A 12,034-nucleotide genomic window follows, 5' to 3' on the forward strand; every position below is an offset into this window, starting at 1 on the left:
TTTTCGCCACGAATTGCACGAATTAGCACAAATTAAAATCCTTAATAATCTCTTAATCTGTGGCAGAAAAAAATAAATTCGTGGAAATTCGTGAAATTCGTGGCAACACATTCTCAATTCTAAAAAAATTGATGTCTCAAACTGTGAATTTATTCAAAAAAGTGAGCGATAGATTATAAAAGGCATTTTCTATGTTGTAAATTTGCGCACGTTTCTTTTACTTCAAGAAAAGAAATACATTATTTAATAAATTAAGGAATTCGTGGCGATACAAACAAACTATAAAACAGCTTTAGAACATAAAATCTTCGGAGTTATTTCGAAAGCATCTCAGGAACTTAATGTTGACAGTTATGTTATTGGTGGTTTTGTTCGGGATTTACTTTTAAACCGAGGTTCTAAAAAAGATATCGATGTTGTTGCCGTTGGCAGTGGTATCGAATTGGCCTTGAAAGTTTCTGAGCTACTTCCTAAAAAACCTAAAGTACAGGTTTTTAAAACATACGGAACAGCAATGTTACGTTTTGAAGATACTGATATTGAATTTGTTGGTGCCCGAAAAGAATCTTATAATTTTGACAGCAGAAACCCTATTGTTGAAAATGGAACTCTTGAAGACGATCAAAACCGCCGAGATTTTACCATCAATGCTTTGGCTTTATCACTAAACGAAAAAACATTTGGTGATCTTTCTGATCCATTTAATGGTTTAGCAGATTTAGAGAATAAAACAATAAAAACGCCTTTAGATCCAGATATTACCTATTCTGATGATCCTTTGAGAATGTTGCGTGCAATTCGTTTTGCTAATCAATTGAATTTTGAGATTGAAGAAAATTCATTGAATGCAATCACAAAAAATGCGGAGAGAATCAAAATCATTTCCGGAGAACGAATTGTTGATGAATTAAACAAAATTCTTTCGACTAATAAACCTTCAACCGGATTTTTACTTTTATACAAAACTGGTCTTTTAGATATTATATTGCCTGAATTAACTGCTTTGAATCAGGTTGAAGAAATTGAAGGTCATACGCATAAAAACAACTTTTATCACACTCTGGAAGTTGTCGATAATATTTGTCCTAATACAGATGATGTTTGGTTGCGCTGGTCGGCTTTGTTGCATGATATTGGTAAAGCGCCAACAAAACGTTTCACTAAAAAACAAGGCTGGACGTTTCATGGACATGAATTTCTAGGCGGAAAAATGGCGAAGAAAATATTCGAACGCCTTCATATGCCATTAAATCACAAAATGAAATTTGTACAAAAAATGGTTATTATGAGTTCGCGTCCAATTGTTTTGGCTGAAGACATTGTAACTGATAGTGCTGTTCGTCGTTTAGTTTTTGATGCAGGCGAAGATGTAGAGAATTTAATGACTTTATGCGAAGCAGATATTACAACCAAAAATCCGTCGAAATTCAAAAAATATCATAAGAACTTTGAAATCGTTCGCAAGAAAATTGTTGAAGTTGAAGAACGCGATCATGTTCGTAATTTTCAGCCGCCAATTTCAGGCGAAGAAATTATGGAGATGTTCGATTTGAAACCTTCACGTGAAATTGGCGTTTTAAAAGAAGCGGTAAAAGAAGCCATTTTAGAAGGTGATATTCCAAACGAATATCAGGCAGCGTATGAATTTGTAATTAAAAGAGCTAAAAAATTAAATCTAACGCTGAAAAAGTAATGGATGTTTTAAAAATAATTTTTAGAGTTTTACTAATAGTAATAATAGTAGCTCCTAACGTTATTTTTTTTAGAGGATTAAAGAAAATTAGAAAATATCATTTCAAACACATATTATTTTATTTTATAATGTCACTTATTCTTCCTTCATCTATAATCTTTCTGATTGCACTTATAGTATCAAGTCCTGTCTTCATTGAATTTTCAAATCTAAATATTTACGCTTCAAGTTATATTTTCAGAATTATTATTGGATTTATTATATTTCCTTCAAGTATTGTAATAAATATGTATTTCGCGAAGTTCTATTTAAAAAGAATTTCCAAAACAAAAAATGAAATCGAATTAATTGGAAAAGAATGAAAAAAGAGAATAAATCAGTAATCATTTGGTTACTATCAGGTTGTGTTTTATTATTTTTAATGGTTGTTGTAGGCGGAATTACCCGCTTAACCAATTCAGGTTTATCAATGACCGATTGGCATTTAGTAACCGATACCTTCCCTCCATTGACAGATGCAAAATGGAATGAAGCTTTCGAGCAATACAAGAAATTTCCTGAGTATCAAAAAATCAATATTCACAACGATTTTCAATTAGCCGATTATAAATTTATTTATTTCTGGGAATGGTTTCACCGATTCATTGGTCGTATCATTGGGCTAGTTTTCTTTGTTCCTTTTGTTTATTTCTTAATCAGAAAAAAACTAGATAAATCTACCATCAAAAAATGTGTTGTTCTTTTGGCAATGGGAGGTTTTCAAGGTTTCCTTGGTTGGTTTATGGTTCGCAGCGGATTAATTGACAATCCGGATGTAAGTCATTTTAGACTTTCATTACACCTTACTTTTGCCTTTATCACTTTTGCTTATACTTTGTGGGTTGCATTAGATTTAATTTATCCTGAACGCAGCATCACTAAAGTTATTCCGCTTCGCAACATCGCCAGATTTTCGTTGGTAGCTTTGTTAATTCAGATTATTTATGGTGGTTTTGTAGCGGGTTTAAATGCCGGATTAATTCATAATCACTGGCCATTAATGAGCGACGGACAATTTATACACGATTCTGTATTTATCGAACAATCGACTTTGGTTAAAAATTTAATCGAAGGAAAAAGCGGTGTTCAGTTCGTGCACAGAACTTTTGCTTATGTTGTTGTAGCGCTTATTCTTTTTCTATACTACAGAAGCACTAAATTTTCGCTTACCAGAAATCAATCGCACGGAATAAAAACATTAGTAGTTTTTGTTTTTATTCAATTTGCCTTGGGTGTTTTTACACTTTTATATAGCGTTCCGTTGGCGTTAGGATTAATTCACCAAATTATGGCTTTCTTCCTTTTGAGCGCAATGACGTATACATTGCATAGGTTGAGTAAATAAACTAACTTTCGTAAAAAATATTTATGAAAAAAGTTTATTTTTTAGTCGCAGTTCTTTTTACATGCCTTATTTCTGGGCAAAATAAAGAAAATCCGTTGGTTATATTGGATTCAAAAAATATTGGTTTTATGAATGAGGCACAACCTATTCTAGAACCAATAAATCCAAATGATATTTCGACAATGTCCGTTTACAAAGGTGATGCCTCGAAAAAATATGGTTCAGAGAATGGTGTAATTATAATTACTACTAAAAAATATATTTTAGATACTTTTTACAAAAATAATATTGAAAACTCTTCTCTAAAAAAAGAGATTCCAACAACCGAAATTTTAGCTAAAATTGGAGTTTTTGGAAGTAAGGCAGATAGTAAAAACCTGCCTTATGATGAACTTATAAAGTATGTTGATACCAATACAGTTAATGATACTGTACTTAAAATCGCATCAATTACTTTTATAAAACCTTTAGATGCTCAAAAAATAAATCCGGATTGGAAATTTGGAGCGTTAGAAATTAAGCCTTCAGTAACAGAGTAATTTATCCCAACCAAGCTTTAAAATCTTGTACTTTTTCCCGGCTTACAATTACCTCATCTTCTTTGTAAGTTGGTAAAATTACTTTCAGTCGAGAATTGGTATATACCTGAATTTCTTTTATAGCCGTAAGCGGAACAATAAATTTTCTGCTTACGCGAAAGAAATCTTTCATATCCAGTTCTTGCTCCAAGATTTCTAAAGTCGAATCGATTAAATAATTTCGATTATCGAACGTATGAATATAAGTTCCTTTGTTTTCGCTAAAGAAACACTCAATTTCATCTGTTGTAATGACTTTTAAGTGTTGCCCAATTTTTACTGTAAAACGTTTTTTGTAACTCTTTTCGAATGGGTTTGATAACATTTGACGTATTTGCTCAAAATCAAGTTGCAGGTTTGAAGTTTCTGTACTTGCTTTTGGTAATCTTGTTTTAAATTTTGCTACAGCAACTTCAAGGTCATCTTCGTCGATTGGTTTTAAAAGATAATCGATACTGTTTAATTTAAACGCTTTTAAAGCGTATTCATCGTAAGCCGTTGTAAAAATAATGGCGCTTTGAATGTTTATTTTTTCGAAAATTTCAAACGACAAACCATCAGATAATTGAATATCCAGAAATATAAGATCCGGATGATCATTATTTGTAAACCAATGAATCGATTCTTCTACAGAATGTAACATGGTTTCGACAGCAATATCTAACTTCTCTAGTTTTCGCTGCAATAATCTTGCAGCTGGTTTTTCGTCTTCTATTATTAATGTGGTCATTTAAATACGATGCAAAAATTGAAAATTTAATATAAAATTACTCCCATTTATTTTTATTTTGGGCATCTCTATCCATGAATTTTTGGATTTTCTTTTGTTCCCAATCTTTCCCGAAAAAAATATCGGGTCCAAATACTGTAAAAGCATGAATTACTAATGCAATTCCCCAATAAAATGCAGTCGAATAAGTTTCCCAATCTTGAAAACCTCTTAACTCAAAGTGATTTCCAATATAATGTCTATTCAAATTTGATATAATGATAATTACATTAACAATGATATAAACTTTTAAATGCGAATAAAATCCTTTTATTCTTTTTACCTTTTTATATGCCAAATTAAAACTTTCGTCATTACTAAATTCATGTCCGTACTCTTCGTACATCTGTCTTCTATATCGTCCCATCTTCCTTTTCTTTAGTTATTGCCATTTATTTCGGCTTTCTTTCTCTTTGTCCATAAACTCTCTAATCTTTTTTTCTTCCCAGTCTTTTCCCAGAACCGGAAATACTTCAAAAACTTTTAATCCATGAAAAACAACTCCAACGCCCCACCATATTAATGGCCAAAAAAACCATAAATACTCTGGCGATGTATAAAGATTAATAAAAATCAGAATCGCATTTACACCTATATATGAGATTAAATTTCCATAAAACCCCTTAATACTCTCGACTTTCTTTTTTGCCAAATAGTATTTATCCTCTTCATTCAAATTTACTTCCATGATCATTGCCAAGTTGGTTTATTTTTATCTTTCTCTAAAAACTCTTTAATTTTTCGCTCTTCCCATTCTTTATTAAAAAAGGGAGAAATTGCGAAAACCTTCAATCCGTGAAAAACCAATCCTACACCCCAACCCATTATACACCATAAAAACCATAAATATTCTGGTGATGTCATAAGGTTTATTACAATTAAAATTATGGTAACAAGAATAAAAACTATTAAATGCTCATAAAATCCTCTAATTTCTTTTACTCTTTTCTGAGCCTGATAATAGCGTTCTGTTTCGGTAAAATTAGGTTCCATTATTTCCAGGTTTTTTGCTTGTTTTCTTTCTCTAAAATCTCTCTGATTTTTCGTTCTTCCCAATCAGAACTGTAACCAAACACTTTAAACGCATGCATTACAACTCCAAATCCCCATCCTAAAGCCGAAAACCAAAACCATTGAAATCCTGGCGAATACCTTAAGTTAATAAAAATTAAAAACGGTATTACACAACAATATGAAATTACGTTTCCGTAAAATCCTTTTAGTTCTTCTACTCTTTTTTTAGCTCTGAAATAAGCTTTATTTTCGTCACTGTAATCTGCATTTGTTTCCATAACTGAAATTTGTTTGGTCAAAATTGGAATTTTAACGGTAAAATTTTCTTCGTTTTGTTCAATCAATACTTTTCTGTTCGTAATAATTGAGTATCGGTTAACAATATTTTGTAATCCTACTCCTTGCCTGTCCTGCAAAACTTCTTTTTTCTGAAAATCATTTTGTACTGCCAAATAATCCCCATCTACAAAAATCCTGATATGAAGCGGTTTTTGCTCACTTACAACGTTATGTTTTACAGTATTCTCGAGTAAAAGCTGCAGTGATAAAGGAACTACTTTTGCATCTGGATTTACTCCTGTGGTTGGTAATTCGTAAAACAAACTGTTTTCGAATCGCATTTTTAGTAAATTCATATACGTTTTTGCAAACGATAATTCATCTTCAACCGAAACCAGTTCTTTATCCTTTTGTTCTAAAACATATCTGTAAATTTTAGACAATGAAGTGGTAAATCTTTGTGCATTATCGGGATTTTCTTCGATTAAAGAACTAAGAACATTTAAACTATTAAAAAGAAAATGCGGATCGATCTGATTTTTTAAACTTTCAAATTTTGCATTTGCAGTACCGGCAATTATTTTTTGTTGCGTTATTTCAAATTTTGAAGCCTGTTTCCATTTTACCATAAAACTTCTGGCTTGCATAAAAGTCGAAACTCCTAATGAAAGAATAATATAAAAAATATGTATCCAAATCATTTTTGGACCAAAAAAAACGTCTAAAGTAACACCTTGCAGGATCACAAAAATAAAGTAATTTATACCTAGAACTACCGGAATGGTATATAAAACAGTCAGTATGATTCCAAAATAAACCCTAAGATTTGTTTGCTCCAGCCAATCCCATTTTTTATCCAGATAAACACTTATATATCCGTTACCAAAACCCAATCCAAAAGAATAAAGGCAACTTACACCAAATGTAACCAGAACGCTTTTTACACTTAAATCATCTCCCAGAAGCGCTATAAATATTACTGCAAAGACCATAGATATCTTGAAACAGGTAATTGTTCCACTTTTTAAATCCCCAAAAGAGCTTCTATAGTCTTTCATTCTATTCAGTATATATTAAATTTATTTTTTACAGTTCTTTTGAACCTCCAAAGCTCTTTCTAATCCCCATTTTGGAGAAAAAGGAGTTTCCGGTTTAAAAGTAGCAAAAAGTTCGACAGCTTTGTCAACTTGTGCACATAGTGGTTTTGTGTCTACGCCTGACCATTTTGCTCCTCCAATTTGATAATCAGCTTCGCCAAAAACAATTCTTGGATTATTTGGGTCGATTGCTTTTCCTTTTGCATAAGCTTCCATCACTTTAGCCGAATATTTCATTCCGTTTGTCATCGGGTCAGCTACAACCCAAGCCGTATAGATCAAAGCCTGCATTGCATATAATTCAGCATTATTTTGATCTTTAATCAATTCTATATCAAGAGCATCTTGAGCTTTTGTCAACAACAAATCGATTTTAGTTTTATCTTTTTCTGAAAATGCCGATGTAGTATTGATTAAAGCTACATAATAATTTGGCAAATAACTAGTTTTTTCTGCTGCTGCAATTCTTTCGAATAATGCCGATGCTTCAGTATTTTTTCCTTCTTTCCAAAGCCCAAAAGCTTTTCCCATTCCTTGTTCAAACTGTGTTTGTGCAGATAATAAACTGCAAATAAATAATGTGATAATTGTAATAATCTTGGTCATGATTTCTTGTTTTTAAATTGATTAGTTACTAAGGTTTTGATTTTATAATTTTTGATTGATGATTAAAACTTCTTTTTTCAAGGTTCAAAGGTTCAGAGTTGCGAAGGTTTATTTTTTTTAATATTACTACTTATAAAACTCTGAACCTTTGTCGCTTTGCTGCTTTGTCCCTTTTAATTTATACTTCAAAAGTATGTCGCTTTTTATAGTTTAAAAATTAAATAATACTGAGTTGTTGAATTTGGTTACTGAATTGTTTTTTTTTCAAGCTCCTGAGGTTCTGAGTTGCTAAGGCTCTAAGTTTTTTTTTCTTAGTACCTCAAATCCTTAGCAACTTAGAAACTATAAGTTCTTCAATTGATTCTCATTCTTATTCTGACTGATCGTCCAGAAGAAGCCTACAAAGAAAAATCGATCTGCAGTTGGTACAACGGCTTGTCTTTGATAAACTCCGCTTGGATCTGGCAATTTGGCGTAATCGTATCCGTAAACATTCTGAGTTCCTAAAACATTTGAAACGGAGAAGTATAAGATTTTTTGAGTGGTTAATAAATAAGCCCAGTTAAAACTCAAACTATTATACGATTTTGTTTTTCCGTTCATGAATTGTGTTTGATTTGGATCATTATACGGACGTCCTGAACTATAACTATTGGTAAAACCAATTTGCGATTTCCAATCCGTAATAAAATACTTGGTAACAATTGACAAACTGTGAGTGGCAATAAAATTTGGAGTTGCCATAGTTGGAAAATTCTTGTAAAGTCTTTCTGAATCGATATAAGAATAAGAAATCCAGTATTCTAAATTTTTATACAAATTACTATCTCTCCAATACAATTCTAAACCTTTTGCATAACCTGAACCGTTATTATTGAATACTGAATTGTATTGAATATCTCTTGTGTTGTACTGAACCAAATTACTATAATCTTTATAATACAAATCTGCTCTAAAAATTTGGCCTGGTTTTGTAAACTGATAGTTCAATATATAATGTTGTGCTTTTTCACTTTCAAACTGATGATATTTTGAAAATTTAATATAATCAACCACCGGAGTTTGACTAAAATCTCCATAAGCAAATGAAACTTGACTGGTTTTTGAAAACTTATACGCAATTGAGGCTCTTGGCGCGATTTTCGTTTCGTCTAGTAAACTATTGTTCGAAAGTCTAAGTCCCACTTTTGCAGCAAGATTCTTTGAGAACAAAATATCACCTTCTGTATAAAAAGCGGCAATATTAGAATCGTAACCATTTGCAGTTTTTATCGAAATATTATTATCGAAATTCTCATTAAATTTTGTGATAAAATAATCGGCTCCAAAAGACAATTTAAAGTAGTTTGAGATGCTTTTTCTTAACTTCAATTTTAACTGAGCTGCGTTTTCATTACTATCAATATCGTTAATATCATATTTGACTTTATTTTTGCTGTAACCATAACTTATTCCTGATGTAAGCTGCCAGCCTGTTCCAAAATCTCCTTTGTAAGAAGCGTTCAAATAAAAATTATTATTATCTAAATCCGTTCTGATTGGATCATTAAAATTGACATTTTTTTGATTTAAATCGAATTTCTCTGCATCAAAAGCAGCATAAAACTTAAAAATTCCTCTTTCAAAGTTATAACGATAAACTGCTTCTCCTCCCAAAGATTGATACGGATTGTTCCATTCGACATTTTGAGGAATTACAGCCTGATAAGGCGCCAAATTAATATAACTGGTATTGATGCTAAACGAACTTTTCTTCCATTTTTGCGTGTTTCCTACTCCCAAACCAACGGTCATAAAAGAGATATCTGTTTTATTCTGATCTGCTTCATCTTTTGTATTCAAAAGTAAAACACTAGATAAAGCTTCACCGTATTCGGCAGAATAACCTCCTGTAGAAAAAGACATTCCACTAAATAACATAGGCGAAAATCTGCTGCGTGTTGGCAAATTATTGGTTGTCGCTCCGTAAGGTTGCGCTACACGAATTCCATCTACAAAAGTTTGCGTTTCGCTCGCTTCTCCTCCACGAACAAACAAACGCCCGTCTTCACCAACAGTTTGTGTTCCAGGTAATGTTTGCAAAGCAGCAATTATATTTCCGGCAGAACCGGCAGTTGTTAAAACATCTAAAGGTTTTAGTACCGAAACTCTTGCTTTGTCTCCGGAATCTAATGTTCCGGCTGTGATTACAACGGCGTCAAGCGCGTTAACATTTTCTCTAAGTTTTACTGTTTGATCTTTATAATTTGCAACATCAATTTCCTTTTTGAAAGTTTCAAACAATAAAAAACTAATTACCAAAGTTTGGTTTCCTTTTGTTGTAGTTTCAAACGAAAATTCTCCAGTGTCAGAACTTGTCGCTCCATCATAAGTTCCATCTAAATAAATATTGGCACCCGGCACTGGTTTTCCTTTTTGATCAAGTACTTTTCCCGAAATAGTATTTTGAGCAAAAATAAAAGCTGTTACAAATAAAAAGGTAATTGTAAAAAATAACTTGGTTTTCATGGTATTGTTTTTTGGTGGTCTTTGGTTTTGATGAAGCAAATGTATTTTAACATTTTTAGTTAAAAAATATTTAATAACTCAATTGTAGAATTTCGGGGATGAGTTGTAAAATACTTATTTGTATATTAGCTATCAGGTTTTAAAAACTATCCATCATGTCAGAAAACAAAAGAATTTCGAATCTATACCAGTCCATTTACGATGGCGAACCTTGGCTGGAGGTGACTTTAGCAAAGACATTAAAAGATGTAAATGCAGAACAGGCTTACAGGAAAATAAATCCTAAACTAAACACGATTTGGGAAATTGTCAACCATCTAATACAGTGGAGAAGAAATATTTTAAAACGTGTTCAGGGAGAAACAGTCACAACTCCTGACCATAATTATTTTGTACCAGTTTTAGATTCATCTGAAGCTGCATGGGAACAATCACTTCAAAGTCTTGAAAAATCTCAGGAATTATGGAATACATTTTTAATTGATTTTGAAGATGACGGTTTTGAAAAAATATATCCGCATAACAATCATACCTATTACGAACATATTCACGGAATCATTCAGCACGATGTTTATCATTTAGGTCAAATTGTTATTTTGAAGAAGTTACTTTAAGATTCTAAAAACATTCTTATGAAAAAATCAATATTGTTACTAGCATTTTTACTTCTAAATGTTATTGGATTTTCGCAAGAAAAGGAAGTTAAATTTGATGAAAGTCTTGCAAAATCTCTCAATGCTGATGAATACGGAATGAAGAAATATGTATTTTGTCTTTTAAAATCAGGAACAAATACAACCGCATCTAAAGAAGAAACTAAAAAATTGTTTGAAGGCCATATGGCAAATATTGGCAAGTTAGCCAAAGAAGGGAAACTGGTTGTAGCCGGGCCGTTCATGAAAAACGATCGAAATTATAGAGGAATTTACATTTTTAATGTAGAAACAGTTGAAGAGGCACAAAAACTTGTTGCGACTGATCCGGCCATTCAGGCAAAATTACTCGAAGCCGAATTAACGCCTTGGTACGCAACAGCAGCTTTGCAGGAAACATTAAAAATTCACGAAAAAATTGCTAAGAAAAAGATATAAGAATACTGTATGAAAACAGAAAAAGAAAAAATGATTGAGGGAGAATATTACCTTGCTGGTGATCCCACTTTAGTAAAAGACCGCCGAAAAGCAAAGAACTTATTACACCGCTTGAACGTAACTGAATATCGTTTAACTAAAAAAGCAAAAGAAATTTTAAAAGAATTAATTCCCGATGCAGGAAAGAGTTTTTACATAGAACCACCTTTTCATTGTGATTATGGTTACAATATTTCGTGTGGAGACAATGTTTATTTTAATGTAAATTGTGTTGTTTTAGACTGCGCGCCTGTCACTATAGGTTCGAATGTGTTTTTTGCACCAAATGTTCAAATTTATACGGCAACTCATCCGCTTGACGCTGAATTGCGAAAAACGCTCGAAAATGCTTTACCAATTTCTATTGGAGACGATTGCTGGATTGGCGGAAATTCTGTAATTTGCCCAGGTGTCACTATCGGAAAAGGCTGTGTTATTGGCGCCGGATCTGTTGTAACAAAAGATATTCCTGACAACTCGCTAGCCGTTGGAAATCCCGCAAGAATAATTAGAAAGTTAAATCAAGAACCACAATAAAAAAACAATGCTTACCTTAAATAAAGTTCATCATATTGCCATTTTATGCTCCGATTATCAAAAATCTAAAACCTTTTATACGGAAGTTTTAGGTTTGACAATTATTAGAGAAATTTATCGAGAAGAACGTCAATCTTACAAACTCGATTTGGCGTTAAATGGTATTTATGTTGTCGAATTATTCTCATTTCCAAATCCGCCAAAACGTCCTTCAAGACCGGAAGCTGTTGGTTTGCGTCATCTGGCATTTGAAGTAATCAATTTAGAAGAAACAATCGCTTTTTTAGACACAAAAAAAATTGAATCGGAACCAATAAGAATTGACGAAACTACCGAAAAAAGATTCACTTTTATAGCTGATCCGGATGAATTACCAATTGAGTTTTATGAAAGATAAAACTTTACTAAAAAAGTAATAAGACACAAATTTTTTCTCCTT

General features: G+C 32.2%; 14 protein-coding genes. 7 read left to right on the forward strand and 7 right to left on the reverse strand.

Annotated elements, in window-relative coordinates:
* Positions 1–262: 262 nt before the first annotated feature.
* The 3 genes from ACHRVZ_RS18085 (at position 263) to ACHRVZ_RS18095 (ending at position 3,616) form a co-directional block, all read left to right on the forward strand.
* Complete coding sequence (locus ACHRVZ_RS18085) at positions 263–1,693, forward strand: CCA tRNA nucleotidyltransferase (protein ID WP_395424291.1); 1,431 nt, start codon at positions 263–265, stop codon at positions 1,691–1,693.
* Positions 1,694–2,051: 358 nt separating this feature from the next.
* The gene (locus ACHRVZ_RS18090; RefSeq protein WP_395424292.1) at positions 2,052–3,077 is read left to right on the forward strand and encodes a COX15/CtaA family protein; all 1,026 of its coding nucleotides are present in this window, start codon (positions 2,052–2,054) and stop codon (positions 3,075–3,077) included.
* A gap of 23 nt (positions 3,078–3,100) precedes the next feature.
* The gene (locus ACHRVZ_RS18095) at positions 3,101–3,616 is read left to right on the forward strand and encodes a TonB-dependent receptor (RefSeq protein WP_395424293.1); all 516 of its coding nucleotides are present in this window, start codon (positions 3,101–3,103) and stop codon (positions 3,614–3,616) included.
* Position 3,617: 1 nt separating this feature from the next.
* Here ACHRVZ_RS18095 and ACHRVZ_RS18100 read toward each other — a convergent pair whose 3' ends face one another.
* The 7 genes from ACHRVZ_RS18100 to ACHRVZ_RS18130 all read right to left on the reverse strand — a co-directional run bounded on the left by ACHRVZ_RS18100 (position 3,618) and on the right by ACHRVZ_RS18130 (position 9,928).
* A complete protein-coding gene (locus ACHRVZ_RS18100; protein ID WP_395424294.1) occupies positions 3,618–4,385 on the reverse strand; it encodes a LytR/AlgR family response regulator transcription factor in 768 nt (255 codons plus the stop codon).
* Between the two features lie 37 nt (positions 4,386–4,422).
* Positions 4,423–4,791, reverse strand: coding sequence for a 2TM domain-containing protein (locus ACHRVZ_RS18105; RefSeq protein ID WP_395424295.1), 369 nt, complete (start codon positions 4,789–4,791; stop codon positions 4,423–4,425).
* Between the two features lie 15 nt (positions 4,792–4,806).
* A complete protein-coding gene (locus ACHRVZ_RS18110) occupies positions 4,807–5,112 on the reverse strand; it encodes a 2TM domain-containing protein (protein WP_395424461.1) in 306 nt (101 codons plus the stop codon).
* Positions 5,113–5,114: 2 nt separating this feature from the next.
* A complete protein-coding gene (locus ACHRVZ_RS18115) occupies positions 5,115–5,417 on the reverse strand; it encodes a 2TM domain-containing protein (RefSeq protein WP_395424296.1) in 303 nt (100 codons plus the stop codon).
* Positions 5,417–6,775, reverse strand: a complete 1,359-nt coding sequence (locus tag ACHRVZ_RS18120) for a 2TM domain-containing protein (protein WP_395424297.1) — start codon at positions 6,773–6,775, stop codon at positions 5,417–5,419. The genes ACHRVZ_RS18115 and ACHRVZ_RS18120 overlap by 1 nt, the downstream gene beginning before the upstream one ends.
* Before the next feature lie 21 nt (positions 6,776–6,796).
* On the reverse strand, positions 6,797–7,420 hold the full coding sequence (locus ACHRVZ_RS18125; protein ID WP_395424298.1) for a hypothetical protein: 624 nt from the start codon (positions 7,418–7,420) through the stop codon (positions 6,797–6,799).
* Positions 7,421–7,762: 342 nt separating this feature from the next.
* On the reverse strand, positions 7,763–9,928 hold the full coding sequence (locus tag ACHRVZ_RS18130) for a TonB-dependent receptor domain-containing protein (RefSeq protein ID WP_395424299.1): 2,166 nt from the start codon (positions 9,926–9,928) through the stop codon (positions 7,763–7,765).
* A 155-nt stretch (positions 9,929–10,083) separates the two neighbouring features.
* Between ACHRVZ_RS18130 and ACHRVZ_RS18135 the strand changes: the two genes are divergently transcribed.
* From ACHRVZ_RS18135 to ACHRVZ_RS18150, 4 genes are read left to right on the forward strand one after another with little or no spacing between them, the layout of a single operon-like run.
* Complete coding sequence (locus tag ACHRVZ_RS18135) at positions 10,084–10,542, forward strand: DinB family protein (RefSeq protein WP_395424300.1); 459 nt, start codon at positions 10,084–10,086, stop codon at positions 10,540–10,542.
* Between the two features lie 18 nt (positions 10,543–10,560).
* On the forward strand, positions 10,561–11,019 hold the full coding sequence (locus ACHRVZ_RS18140) for a YciI family protein (RefSeq protein WP_395424301.1): 459 nt from the start codon (positions 10,561–10,563) through the stop codon (positions 11,017–11,019).
* Positions 11,020–11,028: 9 nt separating this feature from the next.
* The gene (locus ACHRVZ_RS18145) at positions 11,029–11,595 is read left to right on the forward strand and encodes a sugar O-acetyltransferase (RefSeq protein WP_395424302.1); all 567 of its coding nucleotides are present in this window, start codon (positions 11,029–11,031) and stop codon (positions 11,593–11,595) included.
* Between the two features lie 7 nt (positions 11,596–11,602).
* Positions 11,603–11,992: a VOC family protein gene (locus tag ACHRVZ_RS18150; RefSeq protein WP_395424303.1), complete on the forward strand. Its 390-nt coding sequence runs from the start codon at positions 11,603–11,605 to the stop codon at positions 11,990–11,992.
* The last annotated feature ends 42 nt before the right edge of the window (positions 11,993–12,034 follow it).

This window comes from Flavobacterium sp. FlaQc-57 (assembly GCF_044007395.1).
Lineage (GTDB): Bacteria > Bacteroidota > Bacteroidia > Flavobacteriales > Flavobacteriaceae > Flavobacterium.